Consider the following 24,404-nt stretch of genomic DNA (forward strand, 5'->3'; position numbering starts at 1 on the left):
AGCACCCTAGTGACGGGCGAGTGCGGGTGCCGGGTCGAGGCCGGCCGTGCGGTCGAGGCCGTTGGGGAGCGCGGGCAGCGGGATCGAGTCCCACGGGATGCGTGTGAGGAGGCGGGTCAGGATCAGGCCCAGCAGGAGACCGGCCACCGAGTCGGTGATCCAGTGGAAAGCCAGCCAGGTGGTCGTCACGAAGACGATCGCCGGGGGCAGGACCCGCAGGGCCAGGTACGCGCGAGGCGACAACGCCGGCTTGTCCAGCGAGCGCAGCAGCGCGCCGAGCAGGACGGCAATCACGCCGTACCAGGCCAGGGCGTTGGCCACGTGCCCGGAGGGATAGCTCATCGCCAGCGGGCCATCCGCGGCCGGGTTGAACAGGATCTCGCGGTCCGCGCCGGTGAAGGCGGGTGCCGCCCGGTCCAGCCAGATCTTGAGCGGGCCGATCGTCACGTAGGTGAGCACAAATACACCCGCGAAGGCCAGCAGCGGCCGCACCGAGCGCCGCCGCCAAGCCACCAGACAGGCCAGCACGATCGTGATCGGCATCAGCACCTGGCCGCCCTGGCCCAGGTAGTTGAGCACCCGCAGCACCCAGTAGACCGGGGCCGGGCGATGGCTGGAGAGCCAGTCGGCCACCTGCACGTCGAGAGTGAGCAGGTGGCCGCGGGCGAGCGCCACGGTCAGTGCGGCAAAACCGCCGAGCAGGACGAGGTCGAACCACCAGCCCCGCGGGCGTACCTCACGCATGGCGCATACGGTACGTCAGAGATACGACTTGATCTTGTTGATGAGCAGGTCGGCGCGGACCCCCGAGTTCGGGCAGCCGCCGAAGTGGTGCAACGCCACCACCTTGTTGGTCTTGCGGGACAGCACGGGGCTGCCGCTCGAGCCACCCTCGGTGTCGCAGAAGTACGAGACGTCGGAATTCTGGGCGTACCCGTCGAAGGCCGGGTCGACGACCGCGCAGGTGCCGGCCTTCTCACCGAGACGACCGGCGATCCGGGTCGGCTCACCGGCGGGGTGCTGCGGCACGTAGAGCTCCTGGTTCTTCGCCGGCCGGGCCGCGTCCAGGGTCAGGTAGCCGAACTTCTCCACCGAACCGAAGTTGCCCACCGTGAAGAGGGTGTAGTCCAGGACGTGCTCGGTCGCGAGGACCTTGTCACCCCAGACCTTCGTCGGCCGGAAGACGTCGTAACCACCGCACTTGGCGCACTGGTAGTTGAACCAGACCTCGGTCTCGTACGCGTCGGCCGAGTTGTCGAAGCAGTGGTTGTTCGTCAGCATCCGGTTCTTCGAGCCGACCCGCCAGCCGGTGCAGAGCTCGGTGCCGTTGATCAGCAGCCGGGCGATCGCCTTCGACCGGGTGTACGCGACCGGGTCGGCCGAGCGGTAGCAGACCGCGTCCGAGCTGGTGTCGGTGCCGCAGACGGACTCCTCCCGGCCGGTGCGGCCCGGCTTGCCGAGACTCTCCGACGGGACCTTCGCCTGCTCCTTGCGGGAGTAGCCGCGGGCCACCTGGTCGACGCCGAGGCCGAGCTTGCCGAGCAGCGAGCCGACAAGGTTGCCGCCACCGCGGTGCATCTCGACCACCGCGGTGTCACCGGTGATCGACATGGCCCACCGGTCGGTGTCGGTGACCCCGTCGAGCAGCTTCGGAGCGTCGTAGCGGTAGGACTCCTCGCCCTTGGCGTCCGACACGGTCACGTAGTCGCCCGGCAGCATGGCCATGCGGCTGAAGTGGACCTTGACGTAGGACGCGTCCGGATAGTGAAAGACCTCACGCTCGGGTGATCCGTATCCGAGCAGCTTGTCGATCTTGAGCAGCTCACCGACCTTCTGCCGCCCGTCACCACCAGCCGCCGACGCGGACTCGGGTGCGCCGGGGCCGCTCGAAGCCGGGCCCGACGACGACGGGGTCGCCGTGGGTCGCTCCTCCGACGGCTTCTCACCGCCGGCGGCCGGCCCACTGCCCGGAGACCCGTTTCCGCCGGTCGCGGCGGCCGACTGCTGCGTGGACACCGGGGTACGGGCCGAGCCCGCCGCCTCCTGCCAGGAGCCGACCGGGCGACCCTCGTCCGTCGAGTAGTTCCATGCCACCGCACCGACCGTGCCGGCCAATGCCAGGGCAGCACTCGCCCCGACGACGATGCTCACCGCGCGTCGCAAAATCACTCCCGCCCCTGAAGGTCACACCACCGGCCGGGAAACCCTCCGGCGATCTCGCTTCTGTGTAACGAGCCACGTGCGGCAGCGACGCGCCGTCCTGAACGTGCACACTGGCTTCGTGCGCATCACCTCTGCCCTAGTCGACCCGGCTCTGCTGGACCTGCCGTGGAGCGTGCCGCTCGAGGAGTGGCCCGCTTCGCACCTGGTCGCGCTGCCACAGGGCATCTCGCGGCACATCGTCCGGTTCGTCAAGCTCAACGAGACCGTCTACGCCCTCAAGGAGACCCGGGAACGGATCGCCGAACGGGAGTACGACCTGCTCCGCGCCCTCGAACGGATCGACTTCCCGGCCGTCGAGGCGGTCGCCGTCGTCACCGACCGGGTCGACGACGCCGGTGAGCCACTGGAGACGGTGCTGATCACCCGGCATCTGCAGTTCTCGTTGCCGTACCGTGCGCTCTTCTCGCACACGCTGCGTCCCGAGACGATGACCCGGCTGCTCGACGCGCTGGCCGCGCTGATCGTCCGGATGCACCTGACCGGCTTCTCCTGGGGTGACTGCTCGCTGTCCAACACGCTGTTCCGCCGGGACGCGGGTGCGTTCGCGGCGTACCTGGTCGACGCCGAGACGGGCAACCTCTACCCGAAGCTGTCCGAGGGCCAGCGCAGCGAGGACATCGAGATCCTGCGGCTGAACATCTTCGGCGAGTGCCTGGACCTGCAGGCCGCCGAGCTGCTGCACGAGGCGATCGACCCGGAGACCGTGGTCGACGACATCGTGGCGCGGTACGAGCGGCTCTGGCACGAGGTCACGTACGAGCAGGAGGTCGCCCGCGACGCCCGCCACGACATCGAGGGCCGCATCCGGCGCCTCAACGACATGGGCTTCGACGTCGCCGAGGTGGCGATGTCAACCGTGGACGGCGGCTACCGCGTCCGGCCCAAGGTCGTCGACGCCGGCTACCACACCCGCCGCCTGCTGCGCCTGACCGGTCTGGACGCCGAGGAGAACCAGGCCCGGCAGCTGCTCAACGACCTGGACGCGTACCGCGCGGAGTCGGACCTGACCGACGAGCAGCAGGCCGCGCACCGCTGGCTCACCGAGGTCTTCGAGCCGGTCGTCCGGGCCGTGCCGGCCAACCTGCGCCGCAAGCTCGAACCGCAGGAGATCTTCTCGCAGATCATCCAGCACAAGTGGCTGCTGTCCGAGCGGGCCGGTCGCGACGTCGGCATGGCGCCGGCCGTGCAGTCGTACCTGACCGACGTCCTGGCCCACAAGCCCGACGAGCAGGCCGTCCTCGGCGTCGAGGTGGGCGCCCTCTAGCTCGCTTCCTCGCCGGACTCGGGGAGCTCGGGCGGAGGGCTGGCCTGCTCCGCGAGGGCGCGCAGGCCGGCGCGGCGGGCGACGATCAGGATCCGGTCACCGGCCGCGAGCACGCGCCGGTGGTCCGGTGACCAGTCGACCCATTCCGAGCCGGACGCGGACAGTCCGATCACGCGGACGCTCTGCGGCCGGTCGGCCCGGCTCAGCGGCACACCGTCGAGGGGCGAGCCGGCGGAGATCTGCACCCCGGCGACCAGCAGCGCGTGCCGGTCGACCGGGATGGTCGCGAGCACGTCGCGGTCGAGCATCGCCGCCGCGAACGCCGGAGCGGCCAGCCGCGACACACTCCGCGAGATGCCGATGTTGAAGGCGGTCTGGACCCGGCGGGCGAAGTCGTCGTCGAAGAGCCGCAGCACCACGCGCAGATCGGGGCGGACCGCGCGGGCGTTCAGCGCGGCCTGGAGGTTGGTGACGTCGTCGGTGGAGAGCACCACGAGCGCCTTGCTGGTGGCGATCGACGCGGACCGCAGCGTCTCCTCCAGTGCGGCGTCACCGACGATGAACGGCACCCCGAGCTGCTCGGCGACCTTGGCACCCCGGGCGTCGGTCTTACGGTCGATCGCCACCACGTCCAGGCCCAGGTCGACGAGCTGCCGGAGCACACGTGTGCCGACGCTGCCCAGGCCCACGAGGACGATGTGGTCCTGGTGCTGGGCGGCGGTACGGCCGCTGTTGAGAGCCAGCCGTGCGTTGACCATGCCCTCGACCACCGCGGCGGTGATCAGCGGCAGCAGTGCGAGCCCGGCGATGGTCAGCACGAGCTGGGCGGCCTGCGCGACACCGTCGCGTTCCATCTCCACATCGGACGAGCCGACCGCGGTCAGCAACGTGACGTAGAGCGACTTCCAGAAGCCCTCGACCGGGTCGGCGTGCACCAGCACCGCACCCGCCAGCACGGTGATGACCAGGGTGGCCAGCACCGCGATACCCAGTTTGCGGTTCAGCGCGGCGCGGACGGCCCGGCCCATCACCCGGAACGGCCGGCGACGCCGGCGCGACCGGACCAGCTTCTGAGCCGCGACCGCCTGACCGGCGGGACGGCCGGTGGCCTCGGCCAGCACCAGGTCGGCCGCTCGCCGGGCAGCGGGCAGCGGGTCCGCGGGAAGGACGTCGACACGTCCGGCGCCGTCCGCGGCGGTGAGGGCGCAGACCACGTGTTCCGGGTTCACGTCGGCGCGGCGGGCGACATAGAGGGTGCGGCCGGCCAGGCGTACGTGGGTGGGTGCGACCTCCCCCAGCGAAGCCGCCACAAAAGCGGGTGCGGCCATCGCAGCGTCGGACAGGACCGCGCAGTCGGCGAAGAGCTTGCGGACGCCGTACCCGAGCCCGGTGTTGAACATCCGGATGACCAGCCGCAGGTCGGGCTCGACGGCCTGGGCGCAGAGGGCCGCGTGCAGGTTGACCACGTCGTCGGGCATCACCAGCGCCAGCGCGGCGGCACCCGCCAGACCGGCCGACCGGAACGTGCGCTCGTCGAGGCGGTCGGCGCGGATGACCCGCACGCCGCGGAGCGTGGTCAGGTCGGGGACGTCGCCGCGGAGCTTCGTCGGGACGATGACCGTGAGGCGGATCCGGTGGCCGGCGTTCGCCAACTCCTCGGCGACGGTGTAGACGAGCGCGTCGGCGCCGCAGACCACAAAATGCGGGCGTCCGTCCGGGTTGCGCCGCAGGCGTGCCACGAACGAGCGGCCGGGTGGATCACGTGGCAGTTCGACGGCCATGACCGCATCGTATCCAGATGATCACGATTGCTTGACCCCGTCGGCCCCCGAACCCTCCCCGCAGACCACTCGTTTGTCTTTCCGACCGTTTAGTCCGAGTTTCTGCAGGAGGAGATCGATGCGCAAGTGGTTCTACGCCGGGGCGGTGGTCGGCGGCTTCCTGCTGCTCGGCGCGGCACCCGCGCATGCCGACGTGATCCCTGCGCCCGCCGGTGGACTGCTGTCCTCCGTGGCCGGTGGCGGCCTCGATCCCGCCGGTGGCCTCAATCTGGAGAGCCCGCTCGGCGGCACCTCCCAGTTGATGAACGTCAAGCCCGGCCAGAACTCCGCTGATTTCCAGGGTTCCGCACCGGCGGTCTCGAACGTCCTTCCGCAGGGCAGCCCGCTGTCGCAGGAGTCGGACGAGCCGGCCGGACGCCGGCCGGGTGCCGGCGCGGCACCCGCTGACCTGCCGATCGTGGGCGGACTGACCGGCGGCGGTTCCGGCTCGAGCGGCGGCCTCGGCGGGCTGACCGGTGGTGGTTCGAGTGGCGGCCTCGGCGGCGTCTCCGGTGGTGGCTCGGGTGGCGGGACCGGCGGCCTCAGCGGCGGCGGATCCGGCAGTGGCCTCGGTGGACTCACCGGCGGCGGTGCGGGTGGCGGCGCCGGTGGCGGTCTGACCGGTCTGGTCCCGGCCAACCTGCTCGGTGGCGGCCTCCTCGGCGGCGGGCTCACCCCCGACGGCCGGTCGGCGGCGAACACGGCACCCCGCGAGTCGGCGCTCTTCGACGGCGGCCTGCCGCTGCTCGGCGGTCTCGGCGGTCTGACACCGGCGAACGAGACCCCGACCACGCTCCCGGCCGACGGCGACGACCCCGTCACCGGCATGCCGGCCGGTGGCACCGCGGTCGACCCCGCCCTGGTCGACCCGCCCAAGGACGACACCTCGACCGCGGACGAACCGGTCGACGACCCGCGGCTGCACGAGGAACCCACCGACGGCGAGGCCGGTGGCGACGAGCGCTCCTTCTCGTCCGGTGGGCGCCCGATCGCCGGCGAGGACAAGGACTTCAAGTAGGCAGAACACCAGCGAGCCCGCTCCCGTGCGTACCGGGAGCGGGCTCGTGGTGTCGGCTCTTACTTGACCTCGCCGATCGTGACGGTGCCGCGGCCGACAACCGCGCCCTCGTCGGTCACCAGCGACATGTCGCCGAAGAGGGTGCGACCCTCGACCGGCGCGGACGCCGCGACGACCGAGCCCGTGACCGGCGCCGAAGCGCCGTTGGCCAGCGTGAACGGCGCGCTGGGAACGGTCATCGAGCCGAGCACCGGGCTGAGGTAGACGTCCCGGTAGTCGAACTGCGTGCTGCCCGAGGGCACCGCGTAACCGTCGACGACCACCGTGTACGTGCCCGCGGCCGGGGTGGGGATGGACACGGACTCCTCCGAGTCACCGTCCGCCGACTGACCGACCTGCTCGTCACCGAGGAAGACGCTCAGGTCCAGGTCCGCCGCCGCGTCGCTGACGTTGCCGATCGCCACGTCGAGACGCTCCGCACCGACGGGCACCTCCACTGTGTACTTCTGACTGGCGCCGTTCGCGATCGTCGGCCGCTGCGAGAGCGAACTGCCGAGCGCACCACCGGTCGCGGTCAGCTCGAGCGGGCCGAAGTTGTTCTTCACGGTCCAGGTGACCGGCGTCGCGACACCGGCCGTGACGCTGGGCAGCTCGATCGTCGCCGGCTCGACCGTCACACCCTGCACCTTGGCGGTCAGCTCGTACGGGTTCCGCAGCATCGGCGACGTCCGCCGCGACTCGACCTCGAGCTCCCAGATGCCGGGCATCGGGTTCTCGTACGCCCGCTCCTGCGGCTTGCAGGCGGCCGCGTCCGAGAAGTTGGTGTAGCAGGCGAGACTCGACGTGCTCTCGACCGGCACACCCCACGGGTTGATCGCGATCCAGCGCGTCTGCGAGCCGGTGGCGATCCCGGACAGGTCGACCTGCAGTGCGGTCGCCCCCTCCGGCACGGTGACGAAGTACGACGTCGTCGAGTTGCGCTCGACCGTGCCGGCCGCGTCGATCTCGTACGCCGGCTTCTTCGGCTGAACCCCGGTGACCACCGTGTTGAGCACCTCGAAGTCGGTGACGGACGTCCGCGGGTCGTCGACCTCGACGATGGCGCTGTTCAGCCCCGACTTCGGCGTGACCCGTACGGGCACACTCACCGTCTTGTTCAGCGGCAGCTTCACCGACGACTGGACCTTGAACGCCTTCTTGTCGCCGACGACCGAGAGCTTGTGCGACACCGAGCCCTTCGGTCCCGTCGTACGCGTCAGCTTGAGGGTGTAGGTCTTGGTCTGCCCGGCCTTGAGACCACCCTCACCCGGCGCGCACCGGTTGTGGATGCCCACCCCGCGGCCCGGGGTGGCGAAGCCGTCCGAGAACGCCGTGCAGACCGGCGCCGACGACTTGTACGTGCGCGTCTCGACCTTGCGGGACAGCAGCGACCAGGCGCCGTTGACGTCCATCAGACCGTTGCCCTGCCCGGCGACCGAGGTGTCCCTGATCTTGTCCGCGGAGGTGTAGAGCGCACGCCGCAGCTGCGCCGGGGTCACGCCCCGGTCGGTGGCCTTGGCTGCCGAGAGCAGCAGCGCCGCCCCACCGGCGGCCTGCGGCGACGCCATCGACGTGCCGTTCTCCATGGCGTAGCCGATCGGCAGCGTGTAGCCGGCCTCGGCCACACCCGGGTCGATCAGCCAGGTGTTGATCGTGGAGATCGCCGAGCCGGGTGCGGTCAGGTTGGGCTTGAAGCCGCCGTCCTCACGCGGGCCCCGCGACGAGAAGTTGAAGAGGGCGTTCTTCTTCGCGACGACCGAGCCGTAGTTGGCCAGCCAGGTTTCCTTGCTGACGCTGGCGGCCACGCTGACGACGTCGGTGGCGACCGACGGGTCACCGACCGTGTTCACACCCGGGCCGGAGTTGCCGGCCGAGATGAAGAACTGCACGCCGTAGTCCTTGATGAGCTTGTCGTAGAGCTCGGCACGGGCGTTGTTGCCGTCGTTCTGCGCCGGCAGGCCGCCGATCGACATGTTGACGACGTCGACGTGCCGGTTGACCACCAGGTCGATCATGCCGGTGCTGAGCGCGGCCGCGGTGCAGCCGCCGCCCCACGAGCAGGCCCGCGACGAGACGATCTTCGCGCCCGGCGCCTGGCCGTCGAAGTTGCGGTTGCCCAGCATGTCGTTCGCGGCGGTGATGCCGGCGACGTGCGTGCCGTGCAGCCCCTCCGGGATGCCGATGTTGACGAAGTCGACGATGCCCAGATTGAGCGCCTTCGCGTCGACGTCCTCGCGGTACTCGACGACAAACGGCATCCGCTCGACGACCGGGGTGGCCGGATTGTCGGTGCCGAAGTGACCGACGTCGAACTTCTCCTTGTACGGCCGCATGACGGCGTCGTCGGTGAAGTCGTTGTTCTGGTTGACGTCCACGCGGATGTCGTGGGTGACCGGGTTGTAGAGGATGCCCCAGACGTCCGTGGTGTCGCCGTCACGGTTGACGTCGCCCAGCGCCTCGTCGTTGAGGGTGATCGCCTCGGTGAACCGGTTGACCTTCCAGGTGCCCGCGGGCGCCTTCCAGGTCTGGTTCATGTAGGTGAACGTGGGCCCGGTGACCTCGGTGGCCATCGCGCGCCAGGAGCCGTCGCCCTCGGTCACCGGGTCGGTCGCCGTGACCCAGTCGACGATCTTGCGTTCGCCGGTGGTGGTGGTCTTCAGCGCCGGGTGGTCCAGGTCGACACCGGAGTCCATGATGCCGATCGTGACGCCGCGCCCGTCCCAGGAGGGGTGCTTCTTCTTGAACGCGACCGAGCCGATCTCGTCCGTCGGCATGTACGGGTTCGCGGCCGGCGTCTTGGCTCCGGGACCGGAAGCCTTCGACGTCTTCGCCGCGCCCCGGAACGTTTCGAGCTCGGGCAGCTGGATCACCTCGTCGAGGTCCACAGCGGACACACCGGCGAGCTTCGCGGCCTTGACGACGTTGGCGGTCGGCACCGAGGCCAGCACGTACCCGACCTTGTCGTACCGCTGGGTGACCGTGCCGCCGAGCTTCTCGACCTGGCCCGCTACGTCACCGGCCTTGCCGGAGTCGGTGGAGATGATCAGGGTGACGTTCCGGGCGCCGCTGCTCTCGGCCTTCGCGAGCAGGTCGGCGTCGTGCGAGTCGAGGGCGTCGGCCGGCGCGTCCTTCGGGGTGGCGGCCTCGGCCACGGGGGCCGGGGCGGGAGCCTGGACGGGTGCGGCGGTCGCGGGGGCCGGACCGCTGAGCGCGGCGGCACCGACGGCCACGCCCGAGGCGAGGAGAGCGGTGAGAGTCCGCCTGCCCCGTGAAGATTGGTGTCTCACGAACGGGTCCTCCGAGGAGATGGGCGCCCGGGGGGTACGGGCACATCTCCGCGGATCATTGGGTTTCACGACCCTCTATGTCACTACGCCCGCGATCTTTGTGACGAGCACGTGACATTCAACAATGTGCATGAAATGGAGGTGTTGCCAGGAAGACCTTCGACGCGAAACCCGTTGTGCCGTAAGACATCCTGCTTCTAACCGGACGATCAAGGGTGGAAGATCACCAGATGCAGACATTCCTGCCTTATACAGGCTTCCTGGCGAGTGCCGAAGCGCTGGACCAGAAACGCCTCGGCAAACAACGCGTGGAAACCGTCCAGGTGCTGCGCGGCCTCACCGTCCCGACCTACGGCTGGCGCCACCACCCGGCCGTGAAGATGTGGATCGGCTACGAGGAGGCGCTCGTCCGCTACGGCCTCGACATGTGCGCGGTCTGGGTCGCCACGGGCCGCGCCGACACCACCGCCGCCACGATGCAGGCCGACGTCGCCGCCGCCCGCGGCATCACGGTCATCCGGACCCAGCAGGAACTCGAGGCGGCCGGCGAGCTACCGCCGTGGATCGGTGACGAGGCGCTGCACCTCAGCCACCGCTCCGCCCTCATGCGCAAGGACCCCGATTTTTACCGCCCGCTCTTCGGCGACGTACCGGACGATCTGCCCTATGTCTGGCCACCCTCGGACCGGACCCGGGCGTCAGACGGCTGACTCGAGCCGGTCGGGAGTGCGGCGACCCGCGATGACATTGACGGCCACGAGCGCCACGAGCAGACCCGCGATCACCACGACCGGCGCCGGCCCGAACGGCGCCAGCAGCACGAGCACCGCCACCGCCGGATAGGCGAACAGCATCGGCCCGGTCTGGTGCGGGCGGATGTGCAACAACCACACAAAAACCAGATAGACCATCACCGGTACGGCCACCGCGTAGCCGGCCGTGACCCCCGAGATGTGCGCGTGATGGGTGTCGTAGTCGACCTTGACCGCGATGCCCGCACCCGCAGCGGCAGCCGCGGCAAAGATGAAGTAGTGGCCGTAACCCCAGAGCATCCCGGCGCGCACGGACGTCAGCAGACCCTGGGCCGAGCGGTCGAAATACAGCCACCACAGCGCAAAGACGATGACCAGCCCGGCGACGGCGACCGCCACCAGGTCCGACACCTGCTCACCGGTGTCGAGGGCGGTCCGGATCGCGATGGTCGCGGCCGACACCGCCTCACCCAGCATGATGATCGTGAAGAGGCCGTACCGCTCGGCGATGTGGTGCGCGTGCCAGGTGGTCGGCCCACCCGGGGCGCGCTCGGCCAGGACAGGCACCAGCAGCTCGCAGACCACAAGAACGAGGAACGACGGCGTCGCCCACTCCTCCGGCAGCAGCAGCCGGGTCAGCCACAGAATCTGGACAAGGGTGATGCCGACCGCGTAGATCCGCGCGGTGGCCCGGCGCTGCTCGTCGGCGCGGCCCGCCCGCAGCCACTGGGCGACCATCGCCAAGCGCATGATCACGTACCCGACGGTGATGCCGAGGTAGTCGCCACTCTCGAACGCCGACGAGACACCCGCGGCCAGCACCAGAGCACCGGCGATCTGGACAAAAGTGGTGATCCGGTAGACGTCGTCGTCCGTGTCGTACGCCGACGCGAACCAGGTGAAGTTCATCCACGCCCACCAGATGGCGAAGAAGACCAGCAGGTAACTCTGCAGGCCGTGCCCGACATGCCCCTCGGCGATGTCGTGGTGCAGCGGTGTTGCCGCCTGCGCGACAGCGACCACAAAACAGAGGTCGAAGAAGAGCTCCAGCGGGGTCGCCACCCGATGCTGCTCGCCGGCGGACCGCGCCCGCATCGGGGTCAGCCAGCCGCGGCGGGGCTCGGTCGACGTCATGAGGCCTGATCCCCCGGGGCAAGATCCCAATTGAGCAGCACGAACGGAGTCTCCTCCGTGGCGCCCGCCCGGCGATAGGTGGCCTGCGCCGCCTCGTTGCCGACCTCGGTGCCGACCCACATGCCGTAACAGCCGCGTTCCCGGGCGACCGCGGCCAGTGCCTCGACCAGCGCCGAGCCGACACCCTGCAGCCGGGCCGTGGGTGCCACGCCCAGCTCGTACAGGAACATCTCGGTGCCTTTGTCCGGGTGGGTCATCTCCACGCCGGAGACCATGCCGACCGCGCGGTCGCCGTCATAGGCGAAGAGCAGGTGGTGGTCCGGGTGGGCGAGGAACTTCTCGGTCGCCTCCGCCAGCGGCGGCCCGTCAAAAAGATCAGCGGCCCGGTGTACGGCCGCAGCGTCCTCGACCCGCTCGATGCGCATGCCTGAGAATTCTTTTCGCCGGGGTCCGACAAGGCTGGTGGAGCCCCCGGTCGGAATCGAACCGACGACATCCTGTTTACAAGACAGGTGCTCTGGCCAACTGAGCTACAGGGGCGCGCGCATCAGCATACCGGCTGAGTCCCGCGAAGGCTGAAACGCCCTTTACCGGACCCCCGCGTCGGCTCGTGCTTGGCAGTTCGTGAAAAAAGATTTACGGTAACCGGCGTGTGGCTCACCACACAGGTTCCTCCACTCGGATCGTCCGGCACGTTCCTGCCGGTGGAAAGGAAGTCGATTCACCATGGCTACGGTCACGTACGACAAGGCGTCCCGGATCTATCCCGGACAGGAGCGCCCCGCGGTCAACGAGCTCGAGCTCGAGGTCGGCGACGGAGAGTTCCTGGTTCTGGTCGGCCCCTCCGGCTGCGGTAAGTCCACCAGCCTCCGGATGCTCGCCGGTCTCGAGGACGTCGACCGCGGTCGCATCCTCATCCAGGGCAAGGACGTCACCAACCTGCCCCCGAAGTCCCGCGACATCGCGATGGTCTTCCAGAACTACGCCCTCTACCCGCACATGTCGGTGTACGAGAACATGGCGTTCGCCCTGAAGCTGCGCAAGACCCCGAAGTCGGAGATCGACCGCCGGGTCAAGGAAGCCGCCCAGCTGCTCCAGCTGGACGAGTACCTCAGCCGCAAGCCGAAGGCGCTCTCCGGTGGCCAGCGTCAGCGTGTTGCCATGGGTCGCGCGATCGTGCGTGAGCCCCAGGTCTTCCTCATGGACGAGCCGCTGTCGAACCTCGACGCCAAGCTCCGCGTCCAGACCCGCTCGCAGATCGCGACGCTGCAGGCCAAGCTCGGCATCACCACCGTCTACGTGACCCACGACCAGGTCGAGGCCATGACGATGGGCCACCGGGTCGCGGTCATGCTCGACGGTGTCCTCCAGCAGTGCGACACCCCGCGGACCCTGTACGACAACCCGGGCAACGTCTTCGTCGCCGGCTTCATCGGCTCCCCGGCCATGAACATCAAGACCGTCCCGCTGACCGAGTCCGGCGCGAAGTTCGCCGACATGGCCGTCCCGCTGACCCGCGAGCAGGTCGCGGCGGCCAAGGACAACGGCGGCAAGGTGACCATCGGCTTCCGGCCCGAGGCGACCGACATGGTCTCCCCGACCGAGGGTGGTCTCCCGATCGTCGTCGACCTGGTCGAGGACCTCGGCTCGGACGCCAACGTCTACGGCCACGCGGCCCTCGACGGTGGCTCGGAGCGCTTCGTGGTCCGCACCGACCGGCGCTCGATGCCGAGCATGGGCGAGACCGTGTTCATCAAGCCGCAGACCAACCAGGTGCACGTCTTCCACGCCACCTCGGGTCAGCGGATCTAAGTTTCTGCAGCTCCAAAGGGCGGTTCCCTCCGGGGAGCCGCCCTTCTGCTTGCGTCTCTAGCCGGCGAAGCGCTGGATGACGAAGTCCTCGTCGGCGACGCAGGCCAGGTGGGTCGTGTCCCACGAGCAGGTCGACGAGCGGACGTCAGCGAGCGAACCCAGCGGCACAGCCTTGTCCCCCAGGTGCTCACCCGCGAGCCCGGGATCGTCGGCCGAGGTCGACAGCGCCTTCGAGAACTGCAACGTGTTGCCCCCGTCGATCCGCGCGATGACCCCGCCGCGGGTCCACGAGACCTTGCCCTTCGCGTCGAGCAGGGTCGTCTGCACCGGCGACGAGTTCCGGGTGGCCAGCACGGCCTCCCCCACGGGCACCAGGCTGTCGACCTCAGGGACGGCCCGCCGCCAGAGCTCACCCTCCTTCGCCGCGTCGACCGCCACCACCTGCGCGGTCTTGGCGTCGTAACCGGTCCGCTCGGCAAAACAGATCCGGTCGGCGCCGCACGCGGTCAGATGCCCGAACTGCGTGTCGGACTTCGGCGCGGTGTAGACCACCCGCGTCTCGGCCAGCTTTGCCAGGTCGTAGGCGACCACCCGGTGCGAGTCACCGGACTCGGCCACGATCAGCCGCCCGTTGTGGGCGACAATCGGATCGTCCGGCTCGCCCACGTTCTGCCGGGGCCCCGCAACCACCTTGCCCGTCGACGCGTCGACAACTCGCGCCGACCGGTCGGCCCCGATCTGCACGACGCGCGCATCGTCGTCGAACACCTCGGCGAACGGCAGCCCGGTCGCCGTCGCCGGCCCCGTCAGATCGTCCTCGGTTGTCGCCGCGACCACCTGCGTGGTGCCCAGGCCGTACTCCGACTTGGGGCTCTTCAGCTCCCAGCCCACCTTGCCCTGCTCGCCGATCTCCAGCCCGACCAGGCGATTTTCGGTCCGGTCGACCAGCACCACCTTGTCACCGGCAAACAGCACGTTGTCCGCGCTCGCCACCGTCCGGTCCCACATCTTCTTGCCGTCGTCCGGGTCGAGCAGCACCATCCGCCGCGTACTGGTCCCCGAATCGGTGTCACTGATCGCCACCACCGCGTCCGGCAGCGCGAAGAAGAACTCCCAGCGCGTCGCCGCACCCGCATCGGTGCTGCTCCAGGCCTTCTTCCCGCTCTCGGTGTCAGCCGCAACCACACCCAGCGTGCCGTTGTCGTCGGCGCTGGCGAAGTAAGCCTTCTTGTCCCGCACAGCCGTCCCACTGAACGCCGAGGTCACCGGCACGGCTGGCGCGACCCGGTGCTCCTCACTCAGCGCCTGATAGTCGAGCGCGGGATAACCCGGCCAGAGCAGCACGGTCGCTGTCGCCGCGGCGCCGAGCACCACAACGGTCGCAGCCGCAACAACCCAAAGACCCTTCCTCCGGTACGCCTTGACCCTCGTGTTTGCGTTGGCCTCCTCGTGGGTCGAGGCCAGCCACGGCTCGGCAGGAGGTGGTGCCGACACCGGGCTACCGGAAACCGGAGCACCGGAGACGGGGTGCAGCACGGGCCCGCCGCCATTCCCGAAAGCAGCAGCCTCACCGGTCGCCCACGGATCCACCGGCTCGGCATAATCCGACTCCCCCACCTGCGCCTGCCCCGCCGGCGCGGCAGGCGGTGCGGGTGCGGGTGCGGCACTCGCCGGAGCTGCGTTGACTGCCACCGGCTGGGCTTCGGTCTTCACCGGCCGGCCCGATGTGGGCGCTGTCCCGTTGGTGGCAGCTGTCGCCGTGGGTCCGCCGTGGGCCATGGTGACGGTTGTCGGGGGCACTGCGGCTGCGCGCAGGGGCTGCGCCGGGGTTTCGCCGGCGTCCGTGGCAGGGGCCGAGCCGGCGATGATCGAGCCTTCGGCGACCGGGAGCTCCGGCTGCTCCAGGACTGTCGGCGCGATGCCCAGCTCGCTGTGCAGCAGGCGGGCCACCAGCGGCACCCGTGACGACCCGCCGACCAGGAACAGCCCGGCGAGATCAGCCGGCTGGAGACCCGCGGCGGTGATGACCGCACCGGCCTCCTCGACACCGCGGCGCAGCAACGGGCCGGCCGCGGTTTCGAACTCGTCGCGCGTCAGGTGCACCGCACGTTCGACGCCGGGCACGGGAACGGGTGCTTGCGGCGTACGGGAAAGCATTTCTTTGGCGCCGCGGACGTCGTCCCAGAACTGGCGGCGGGCCCGCCACTGCGCGAGGGTGACCGGCTCGGTAAGCGCGGCCCAGGCGGCAGGTTCGGCCTTTTCCAGGGTGGCGCCGAGGTGGTCGACCAGGGCGGCGTCGAGGTCGAGGCCGCCGAGGTCGTCGACGCCGCCGGACGCCGCGACGGCGAATGTCGGCAGGCCTTCCGGGGTGACGCCCTCGTTGCGGACGACCGCGATGTCGAGCGTGCCGCCGCCGAAGTCGAAGACCGCCAGCGCCGACCCGACCGGCACGGGCCGGCGCAGGACGTCCGCGAAGTAGCGGGCTGCCGACACCGGCTCGGCCACCAGCCGGGTCGACGGCGGCCAGCCCGCACGGGCCAGCGCCGTCGTCAGGACCTCCCGGCGGCGCGACCCCCACGCCGCCGGGTAGGTCAGCACGGCCGGCGGCAGGAACCCCGTCGCCGCGACGGCTTCGCGGGCCACCGCGCCGAGCAGAGCAGCCAGCAGGTCGGCCGTGGGCACGTCGGAACCGCCGAGCAGCACCGTCTCGGCGTCGATGTGCCGTTTCGGGTTCGGCTCGAACCGGTCCGGCTCGGCCTGGCCGAGGCGGAGTGCGTCACGACCGACGTGAAGTCGCCCGGTCGTGTCGAGGTAGACCGCCGACGGCAGCAGCGGCTGACCGTCGAAGAGCAGCGGCCGGGTGCGGCCGTCCGGCCAGCGCAGCATCGCGACCGTGTGCGAAGTGCCCAGGTCGACGCCCAGCACGTAGCCGTCGGTCATACCCCTTCGCACCTCCGCACCCGTGACCCGGACCGTCACGTTACAGGGAGGGTGCGACTACCCGTAGATGCGGCGGCGGGCAACCTCGGCAAGGGTGACGGCGGCGGCGACGCTGGCGTTCAGCGACTCCACCTCGGACATCATCGGGATGCTCACCCGCAGGTCACAGGTCTCGCCGACGAGGCGGGACAGACCGCGGCCCTCGGAGCCGACCACGACCAGCAGCGGACCGACCGCGGCCTCGAGCTGGTAGAGGTCGGTCTCGCCGTCGGCGTCCAGCCCGATCACGGTGAAACCGGCCTGCTGCGCCGTCTTGAGGGCCCGCGTCAGGTTGACCACCTGGGACACCGGGACACGCGCGGCCGCCCCGGCGCTGGTGCGCCAGGCCGTCGCCGTGATGCCGGCCGCACGACGCTCCGGCATGAACACACCGTGAGCACCGAACGCGGCCACCGAACGGATGACAGCACCGAGGTTGCGCGGGTCGGTCACCCCGTCGAGGGCCACCAGCAGCGGTGCCGTCTGCTCGAGCGAGGCCGCCACGAGGTCGTCGAAGTTCTCGTACGCGAACGGCGGGACCTGGAGGCCGACACCCTGGTGCAGGACACCACCGGTCATCCGGTCGAGCTCGAGCCGGCTGATCTCCAGGATCGGGATGCCCCGGTCACCGGCGGTCCGGACGATCTCGGTGATCCGGTCGTCGATGTCGATGCCCTGCGCCACGTAGAGGGCCGTCGCCGGGATCGACGCACGCAGCGCCTCGGTCACCGGGTTGCGGCCGAGCAGCAGCTCGGGGCCTTCCCGGGTCGGGTTGGACTTGCGCCCGGGCGCGACCCGCGGACCGCTGCGGCCCTGCGGCCGGTTACCGCGCTGAGGAGCGGGCTTGCCCGTGCCCCGGCCGCCGCCGCGTCCCCAGGTGGTGTCCTTGGTGCCCGGCGTGCCGATCTTCGGCGCCCGGCCCTCGGCAGCGGCGGCGCGCCGCTCCTTGTCCTGCTTACGGGCGGTCTTCTCGGGGAGCTTCTCGGTGCCGGAGTAGCCCTTGTGCCAGGGGCGCTCGTCGGCGGGCAGCGTCTTACCGCGGCCCTTGAGGCTGGCGCGGTTCTTTCCGCCGGACCCCGAGCTCGCGCCCTTCTTGCTGGTCATGCGCTTGCTCACGTTGAAGGAATTTCCGGGCATCAGTGCTGCTCTCCTACCGTCCAGCGCGGCCCGGCCGGAGTGTCCTCCACCTGAACTCCCGCGTTCTTGAGCTGGTCGCGGACCGAGTCGGCCGCCGCCCAGTCCTTGCGTGAGCGCGCCTGCGCGCGCTGCTCGAGGGCGAGGGCGACCAGCGAGTCGACGATCGGCTTGAGGTCGCCGCCGCTCTCGCCGTCGTGCCAGGCCGGGTCGAGCGGGTCGAGGCCGAGAACACCGAGCATGGCCCGGACCTCGGTCAGCGCGGCGCGGACGCCGGTCTCGTCGCTCGCGGCCAGGGCGGTGTTGCCCTCGCGGATCGTGTCGTGCACGACGGCCAGCGCCGCCGAGGTGTTGAGGTCGTCGTTCATCGCGGCGGCGAACGCCGGCGGCACGTCCTTCGGACGCCCCGACCCCACGACCTCCACGGCCCGCTGCACGAAGCCCTCGATCCTCCTGTACGCGGTAGCCGCCTCACGCAGCGCGTCGTCGGAGTAGTCGATGCGCGACCGGTAGTGCGGCACGCCGAGGTAGTAGCGCAGCTCGACCGGCCGGATGCCCATCTCGAGCACCGCCTGCACGTCGATGACGTTGCCCAGCGACTTGCTCATCTTGGCCTCGCCGAGATTGAGCAGCGCGTGATGCACCCAGTACCGCGCGAACGGCAGCCCGGCCGACCGCGACTGGGCGATCTCGTTCTCGTGGTGCGGGAAGGTCAGGTCGAGCCCGCCGCCGTGGATGTCGAACTCGCTGCCGAGGTAACGCCGGGCCATGGCGGAGCACTCGATGTGCCAGCCCGGCCGGCCCCGGCCCCACGGCGAGGCCCAGGAGGCGTCGCCGGGCTCGTCGGCCTTGACACCCTTCCACAGGGCGAAGTCGGCCGGGTGCCGCTTGCCCCGCTCGGGCGCCTCGCCGGCGGACAGCATGTCCTCGGGGCGCTGCCCGGAGAGCGAGCCGTAATCCTTGAAGCTGGGCACGTCGAAGTAGACGTCACCGTTGCCCTCGGCCGACTCGTACGCGTTGCCACGCTCGATCAGCTCGCGGATCAACTCGTGCATCTCGGTGATGTGCCCGGTGGCCAGCGGCTCGTAGGTCGGCGGCAGGACGTTGAGCGAGCGGTAGTCCGCGTCGAGGACAAGCTTGTTCGCGTACGCGATCGCCCAGAACGGGCGGCCGGTCTCCTGCGACTTGACCAGGATCTTGTCGTCCACGTCCGTGATGTTCCGGACGAAGTTGACCTCGAGCCCGATGTGCAGCAACCAGCGCCGCAACACGTCGTAGTTGACCGCGGACCGCAGGTGCCCGATGTGCGGAATCGACTGCACAGTGAGACCACACAGGTAGACACCGACCTGACCGGGCGTCATCGGGACAAAGTCCCGGACGGATCGGGTCGCGGTGTCATGCAGGCGGAGCGTCACCGTACAAGGGTACCGACCCGCGCGAGTTGCTAACGCCCGCGCCCGAGCGCACTTTATCCACAGAGTTATCCACAGGCCTCCCGGCTTGTTGTTGGCTGCGGCACGCTGTCCCGCATGCCGCGAGCGCCGAACCGCCCCCATCCTCTGTCCGGCACCGTCTTCCGCGGCTCCGACGCCCTGCGCCGCGGCGTGCTGACCAGTGACCAGCTGCGCAGCACCGCCTGGCAGCGCATCCGCCACGACGTCTACGCGGACGCCCGCCTCGATCGTGACCACGAGCTGGCCTGCCGGGCCGCCCAGATCCGCCTGCCCGCCTCCACGCTTTTCGCCGGCACATCGGCCGCCCACCTGCACGGCATCCGCCACGCGGCGACATTCCTCGACGAGGTCCACGTCAGCTCACCGCCCTCGGTACGCCTGGGTGCACAGCGCCGGCTCCGCGTTCATCACATCGACCTGTCACCCGGTGAGGTGACCGTCGCCCGTGATTTGCCGTGCACCACACCACTCCGGACGGCTTGGGACGTGGCTGCGTGGCACGAGCCACTCCGATCGGTCCCGGTGATCGACTCGCTGCTCGCACGAGGCCTGACGACATCCGCCGCGCTCACAGATCTGCTGTCTCACCGGATCGGACGTCGGGGTTGGCGGCGCGCGCGGGAAGCGTTTGCGCTGGTCGATGCCGGTGCCCAGTCACCGCCCGAGTCGCGGCTCAGGGTTCGTCTTGTGCTGGCCGGGCTGCCGCGCCCGGTGGCTCAGTGTCCTGTCCGCGTCTCGCCCAGGCTCGTGCTGCACCCGGACCTGGGCTGGGAACAGTGGCGAGTCGCCGTCGAATACGACGGCCGGTGGCATGCCGGAAGTCTCGACCACGACCGCCGCCGGCTCAACCAGCTCACAGCCGCAGGTTGGACGGTCCTCCACGTCACCCACCCACGCCTGCAGTACGACTTCTCGGGCATTCTGTGCGAAATACGGTCCGCCCTGGAACTCCGCGGCTGGCGCCCCACCCGAACTCCCAGAAAGTAAGGCCCTCCCGCGCGCTCGGAAGGCCCAACTTCAAGGAAGTCGGCCCCTCCCGAGCGCGCAAAGGCCCAACTTCAAGGAAGTCCGCCCCTCCCGAACGCGCAAAGGCCCAACTTCAAGGAAGTCGGCCCTTCCCAAGCGCGTGTAAGGCCAACTTCAAGGAGGGTTGGGCCTCCCCAAGCGCGCGAAGGCCCAACATCAAGGAAGTCGGCCCCTCCCAGCCCGTGTAAGACCAACATCAAGGAAGTCGGCCCCTCCCAAGCGCGCGAGAGCCCGACATCAAGGAAGTCGGGCTTTCCGAAGCCGCCGGGCCCAACTTCAAGGAAGTTGGGCCTCGCCAGGTGCATGAGCCCAACTTCACGGAAGTCGGGCTCTTCCGAGCCCGTGTAAGCCCGACATCAAGGAAGTCGGCCCCTCCCAAGCGCGCGAGAGCCCGACATCAAGGAAGTCGGGCTTTCCGAAGCCGCCGGGCCCAACTTCAAGGAAGTTGGGCCTCGCCAGGTGCATGAGCCCAACTTCACGGAAGTCGGGCTCTTCCGAGCCCGTGTAAGCCCAACTTCAAGGAAGTCGGCCCCTCCCGAACCCGTGTAAGCCCAACATCAAGGAAGTTGGGCGCTCCCGAGCCCGTGTAAGCCCAACTTCAAGGAAGTTGGGCCCTCCCGAGCGCGCGACAGGCCGACTTACAGGAAGTTGGGCCCTCCCGGGTGTGGGAAGGCCCAACTTCAGTGCTGTTGTGGTGAGCGAGCCGGGGTCAGCGCCCGCCGACCGCCACGTACGCGTTCACGATGCCGTGCCCGTAGAAGCTGTTGAACTTCTTAGGACCGGCGCAGTACGCGTCGAACGTCTCGTCGAAGCCCTCCTGCGCATAGCTACGCAGACGCGGCTCCGGGCAGGCCGTCTCCGTAGCCGAGGTCGTCAGCCGCAGCTCGACCAGCTTCGGGTTCATCGTCAGGCCGCCGCGCCACCAGTCGCGGTGACCGTACTTGCTGATGATCAGGGCTGCGACGCCGGCGGCGTGCGGGGAGGCCATCGATGTGCCTGCGAGGTACGTGTAGTAGCCGCAGGTGCCGCTCGTGCAGTCCTTGAAGACCGTGGCCCGGGTCGGCTCACCGTTCGCGTCGACGGCACCGCTTTCCTGGAGGACCTTGAGCGGGTACGTGGACAGGATGTTGTTCGCCGCCGAGTTGTACTGCGGCGTACCGAAGAAGTCGCGGGTGAAGCCACCCGGGGCGGCCACGGAGATCTGCTCGAGGCCGTAGTTGGAGTAGTGGGACTTCGACGTCGACGGGCCGACGGCCGAGACGCCGATGACGTGGGGACCCTCGGCCGGGAGGCTCAGGCAGTCCTTGTTGTCGATGTCGCGGGTGTACGGCGGGGTGCCGTAGTCGGGGCTGGACGCGTCGTCGTTGGGGTCGCCGAGGTTGTCGTGCTGGTTGCCCAGCGCGCCGACCAGCGTGACACCGCGGGCGTGGGCGTAGTTGAGGGCCCGCTTCATGCTCGCGATGATGGCGCGCTGCTCGGCCTGGGCCTCCGGGGAGTCGGCGGCGTTCGACTTGCAGTTGTAGAGCCACGGGTCGACGTAGAACGACATGTTGACCACGTCGAGGCCGGCGTCGCCCGCGTACGTGAGGGCGTTGACCACCGGGTCGAGGAAGAAGTAACCGGAGTCCTGGCCGCCCTTGAGCTCGACCAGGGTCACGCCGGGGGCGACACCGGTGACGCCGGAGCCGTTGGCCGCCGCGGCGATCGTGCCGGCGACGTGGGTGCCGTGGCCGCCGTCGTCGGTGCCGACCGGGTCCACGCAGCCTTCGACCTCGCACGGCCCGTCGACGTCGACCAGGTCGGGGGCGAAGTTGCGGGAGAGCCGGTTGCTGAAGTTCGGCGCGAGGTCGGGGTTGCTGGCGTCGAGGCCGGTGTCGAGGACACCGACGGTGACACCCTTCTCGCCCTTCTCGATGGCGTGGGCCTGGTCGGCCTTGACCATCTTGAGGCCCCAGAGCTTGTCGTCGAGCGGGTCGGCGGCCACACCCTTCGGCTTGCTGCCGCGGGCGGCCTCGGTGATCGGCTGCTCGATCGCCGGCGACACCTTCGGGGCGTACCCGACGGGCTTGCGGGCGGCAGCGCCGATGAGGGCGCCGGACTTGGCGGCCTTGAGCCGGAAATCGGCCGCGGCCGACGACACACGGTAGGTGCCCACCGCGGTGTTGCTGCTGACCACGGTGCCGCCGGCTGCTTCGATGGCGGCGACGGCGTCAGCGGCGGAGACCCCGTCGTCGGCAACGACGGTGTACTCGGAGACGGTGGCTGCGTTGGCGGGTGACGTCGGCAGGCCGACGAGGAAGGCCAGGCCCGTCGCGGTGGCGACGGCCCCGGCCGTGAAGCTTCTTCTCATCCACGCATTCGATCGAAGAGCGCCCCTATCCACAAGGGTTGATCAGGGGCGGGTCATCCGCAGGACGTCGAGGGCGGCGTCGAGCTGCTCCTCGGTCAGCGTTCCGGCGGCGACATGACCCCGTTCGATGACTACTGCCCGGATGGTCTTGTCTTCCTTCAGGGCTTGTTTTGCGATGGCCGCCGCCTCGTCGTAACCCAGGAAACGGTTCAGCGGGGTGACGATCGACGGCGACCCCTCCGCGTACGCACGGACGACCTCGTGGTTGACCTCGAGCCCGTCGATGCACCGGTCCGCGAGCATCCGCGCCGCGTTGGCCAGCAGCTTGATCGACTCGAGCACGTTGCGGGCCATCACCGGCAGCATCACGTTGAGCTCGAAGTCACCCTGTGTGCCCGCAAAGGCGACGGCAGCGTCGTTGCCGATGACCTGCGCGGCGACCTGGCGCACCGATTCCGGCACGACTGGGTTCACCTTGCCCGGCATGATCGACGAGCCGGGCTGGAGGTCGGGCAGGCGCAACTCACGCAGGCCGGCGCGGGGGCCGGAACCCATCCAGCGGATGTCGTTCACGATCTTGTAGAGGCTGACGGCAACCACCCTGAGCTGCCCAGAGGCCTCGACGAGCGCGTCGCGTGCACCCTGCGCCTCGAAGTGGTTGCGGGCCTCGCTCAGCGGCAGGCCGGTCATCTCCTTGAGCCGTGTGATGACCGCGGGCGCAAATCCGGGCGGGGTGTTGACGCCGGTGCCGACCGCGGTGCCACCGAGGGGCAGCTCGGCCAGGCGCGGCAGTGTGTCGGTCAGCCGGTCGATGCCGTTCTGCACCTGTGCTGCGTACCCGGAGAACTCCTGACCGAGGGTGACCGGCGTCGCATCCATGAGGTGCGTGCGGCCCGATTTGACCACCTCGGACCAGTCGTTGGCCTTGGCGCTCAGCGCGACCACGAGGTGGTCCAGGGCCGGGATGAGTGCGCTGGTCACGGCCTCGGTGGCGGCCAGGTGGATCGACGACGGGAAGACGTCGTTGCTCGACTGCGAGGCGTTGACGTGGTCGTTCGGGTGCACCGGCCGGCCCAGCTCGCGCGAGGCGAGCGTCGCGATGACCTCGTTGGTGTTCATGTTCGACGAGGTGCCCGAGCCCGTCTGGAAGACGTCGATCGGGAACTGATCGTCGTAACCGCCGTCCGCCACCTGCGCCGCGGCGGTCGCCACGGCCTTCGCAACATCCTCTTCCAGTACGCCCAGAGCGGCGTTGACCTGCGCCGCCGCACCCTTGATCTGTGCCAGCGCACGGATGTGCGAGGGCTCGATCCCGCGTCCCGAGATGGGGAAGTTCTCCACCGCACGCTGCGTCTGCGCCCGCCACAGGGCGTCGGCCGGAACCCGGACCTCACCCATCGTGTCGCGCTCGATCCGGAAGCCGCTCTCGTCAGTCGTCGTCACGCCTCCATCCTGCCTCCGTCACGCGACGGTCGCAGTTGATCCGTGCCACTCCCGGGGTGCTCCGGCCCGCGCCGGTTGGACGCCGACCGAGGTGGAACGTATCGTCGCGAAGGGTTTGCACCTCCCCGACGAACAGGATCTTTGTCATGCGAAGCGCCCTCCTCGCCGTTGCCCTGGGCGGCCTGCTCCTCACCGGAGCGGCCTGCAGCAGTGACGGCGACAGCGGCACCGAGACCATCGCCGAGGCACCCGTGGCGGAGGCACCGGCGAGCACCGTCCCGGCGCCCAACTACTACGCGAACACCCGCAAGGTGTGCACCGCCCTCGACAAGATCTTCGACGCGGACGTGGCCCAGTTCGGCACGGCGATGGGCAAGATGATCGCCTACAAGGAGGCCAAGCAGGCCGACGAGGCCGAGGCCGCCCGCAAGCTCGCGAGCAAGGAGCTCAAGGAGGTCGGCGCCAAGGTCCGCAAGGAAACTTCGGCGGCCGAGGACCCCGACCTCAAGACCGCCGGCGCGGTCTCGGCGACCAAGTTCTCCAAGAGCGCCTCGGACAAGGCCATGTTCGACAAGGTCAAGACCACCAAGGACCTCGACCGTACGCTCCGGGCGAAGATGCCCGACTGGATGGACCCGGTCGCGGGGCTCTGCGCGACCTGAGCGA

The 24,404-nt window shown here is 69.7% G+C and carries 17 protein-coding genes and 1 tRNA gene; 6 read left to right on the forward strand and 12 right to left on the reverse strand.

Annotated features, from left to right (window positions below):
* Positions 1 to 6 precede the first annotated feature (6 nt).
* The gene (locus AFR_RS41240; protein ID WP_023562794.1) at positions 7 to 744 is read right to left on the reverse strand and encodes a phosphatase PAP2 family protein; all 738 of its coding nucleotides are present in this window, start codon (positions 742 to 744) and stop codon (positions 7 to 9) included.
* 15 nt (positions 745 to 759) lie between these two features.
* A complete protein-coding gene (locus AFR_RS41245) occupies positions 760 to 2,169 on the reverse strand; it encodes a trypsin-like serine peptidase (RefSeq protein WP_238547198.1) in 1,410 nt (469 codons plus the stop codon).
* Positions 2,170 to 2,281: 112 nt separating this feature from the next.
* Here AFR_RS41245 and AFR_RS41250 point away from each other — a divergent pair, with 112 nt between their 5' ends.
* Positions 2,282 to 3,487 carry a DUF4032 domain-containing protein gene (locus AFR_RS41250; RefSeq protein ID WP_041843387.1) on the forward strand — a complete coding sequence of 402 codons (1,206 nt, stop codon included), beginning with the start codon at positions 2,282 to 2,284 and terminating at the stop codon, positions 3,485 to 3,487.
* Here AFR_RS41250 and AFR_RS41255 read toward each other — a convergent pair.
* Positions 3,484 to 5,268 carry a potassium channel family protein gene (locus AFR_RS41255; protein WP_023562797.1) on the reverse strand — a complete coding sequence of 595 codons (1,785 nt, stop codon included), beginning with the start codon at positions 5,266 to 5,268 and terminating at the stop codon, positions 3,484 to 3,486. The two genes, AFR_RS41250 and AFR_RS41255, sit on opposite strands and share 4 nt — an antisense overlap.
* Before the next feature lie 118 nt (positions 5,269 to 5,386).
* Here AFR_RS41255 and AFR_RS44420 point away from each other — a divergent pair, with 118 nt between their 5' ends.
* Positions 5,387 to 6,325 (forward strand): hypothetical protein, encoded by a 939-nt coding sequence (locus AFR_RS44420; protein WP_023562798.1) that lies wholly within the window; start codon positions 5,387 to 5,389, stop codon positions 6,323 to 6,325.
* Between the two features lie 59 nt (positions 6,326 to 6,384).
* On the opposite strand, the gene AFR_RS41265 is transcribed toward AFR_RS44420, so the two are convergent.
* The gene (locus AFR_RS41265; protein WP_041841550.1) at positions 6,385 to 9,651 is read right to left on the reverse strand and encodes a S8 family serine peptidase; all 3,267 of its coding nucleotides are present in this window, start codon (positions 9,649 to 9,651) and stop codon (positions 6,385 to 6,387) included.
* A 230-nt stretch (positions 9,652 to 9,881) separates the two neighbouring features.
* On the opposite strand from AFR_RS41265, the gene AFR_RS41270 reads away from it, so the two are divergent.
* Positions 9,882 to 10,361: an MSMEG_6728 family protein gene (locus tag AFR_RS41270; protein ID WP_023562800.1), complete on the forward strand. Its 480-nt coding sequence runs from the start codon at positions 9,882 to 9,884 to the stop codon at positions 10,359 to 10,361.
* On the opposite strand, the gene AFR_RS41275 is transcribed toward AFR_RS41270, so the two are convergent.
* From AFR_RS41275 to AFR_RS41285, 3 genes are all read right to left on the reverse strand, one after another.
* A complete protein-coding gene (locus AFR_RS41275) occupies positions 10,350 to 11,537 on the reverse strand; it encodes a low temperature requirement protein A (protein ID WP_023562801.1) in 1,188 nt (395 codons plus the stop codon). The genes AFR_RS41270 and AFR_RS41275 overlap by 12 nt on opposite strands.
* A complete protein-coding gene (locus AFR_RS41280; RefSeq protein WP_023562802.1) occupies positions 11,534 to 11,962 on the reverse strand; it encodes a GNAT family N-acetyltransferase in 429 nt (142 codons plus the stop codon). Before AFR_RS41280 ends, AFR_RS41275 begins: the two co-directional genes overlap by 4 nt.
* 38 nt (positions 11,963 to 12,000) lie before the next feature.
* Positions 12,001 to 12,077: transfer RNA gene (locus AFR_RS41285), tRNA-Thr, on the reverse strand.
* Between the two features lie 186 nt (positions 12,078 to 12,263).
* Here AFR_RS41285 and AFR_RS41290 point away from each other — a divergent pair.
* Positions 12,264 to 13,349 carry an ABC transporter ATP-binding protein gene (locus AFR_RS41290; RefSeq protein WP_023562803.1) on the forward strand — a complete coding sequence of 362 codons (1,086 nt, stop codon included), beginning with the start codon at positions 12,264 to 12,266 and terminating at the stop codon, positions 13,347 to 13,349.
* 57 nt (positions 13,350 to 13,406) lie between these two features.
* Here AFR_RS41290 and AFR_RS41295 read toward each other — a convergent pair whose 3' ends face one another.
* From AFR_RS41295 to cysS, 3 genes are read right to left on the reverse strand one after another with little or no spacing between them, the layout of a single operon-like run.
* Entirely contained in the window at positions 13,407 to 16,289 is a 2,883-nt protein-coding gene (locus AFR_RS41295; protein WP_023562804.1) for an Hsp70 family protein, read from the reverse strand.
* Between the two features lie 57 nt (positions 16,290 to 16,346).
* Positions 16,347 to 17,465: a 23S rRNA (guanosine(2251)-2'-O)-methyltransferase RlmB gene (gene rlmB, locus AFR_RS41300; protein WP_023562805.1), complete on the reverse strand. Its 1,119-nt coding sequence runs from the start codon at positions 17,463 to 17,465 to the stop codon at positions 16,347 to 16,349.
* Positions 17,465 to 18,880 carry a cysteine--tRNA ligase gene (gene cysS, locus AFR_RS41305; RefSeq protein ID WP_023562806.1) on the reverse strand — a complete coding sequence of 472 codons (1,416 nt, stop codon included), beginning with the start codon at positions 18,878 to 18,880 and terminating at the stop codon, positions 17,465 to 17,467. Before cysS ends, rlmB begins: the two co-directional genes overlap by 1 nt.
* Before the next feature lie 114 nt (positions 18,881 to 18,994).
* On the opposite strand from cysS, the gene AFR_RS41310 reads away from it, so the two are divergent.
* Positions 18,995 to 19,906 carry a DUF559 domain-containing protein gene (locus AFR_RS41310; protein ID WP_023562807.1) on the forward strand — a complete coding sequence of 304 codons (912 nt, stop codon included), beginning with the start codon at positions 18,995 to 18,997 and terminating at the stop codon, positions 19,904 to 19,906.
* A 748-nt stretch (positions 19,907 to 20,654) separates the two neighbouring features.
* Here the strand turns inward: AFR_RS41310 and AFR_RS41315 are convergent.
* Entirely contained in the window at positions 20,655 to 22,295 is a 1,641-nt protein-coding gene (locus tag AFR_RS41315; RefSeq protein WP_023562808.1) for a S8 family serine peptidase, read from the reverse strand.
* A 42-nt stretch (positions 22,296 to 22,337) separates the two neighbouring features.
* Positions 22,338 to 23,693, reverse strand: a complete 1,356-nt coding sequence (locus AFR_RS41320) for a class II fumarate hydratase (RefSeq protein ID WP_438829964.1) — start codon at positions 23,691 to 23,693, stop codon at positions 22,338 to 22,340.
* Between the two features lie 191 nt (positions 23,694 to 23,884).
* Here AFR_RS41320 and AFR_RS41325 point away from each other — a divergent pair, with 191 nt between their 5' ends.
* Positions 23,885 to 24,400 carry a hypothetical protein gene (locus tag AFR_RS41325; protein WP_023562810.1) on the forward strand — a complete coding sequence of 172 codons (516 nt, stop codon included), beginning with the start codon at positions 23,885 to 23,887 and terminating at the stop codon, positions 24,398 to 24,400.
* Positions 24,401 to 24,404 lie beyond the last annotated feature (4 nt).

The sequence above is a fragment of the Amorphoplanes friuliensis DSM 7358 genome (assembly GCF_000494755.1).
Taxonomy (GTDB): Bacteria; Actinomycetota; Actinomycetes; order Mycobacteriales; family Micromonosporaceae; genus Actinoplanes; species Actinoplanes friuliensis.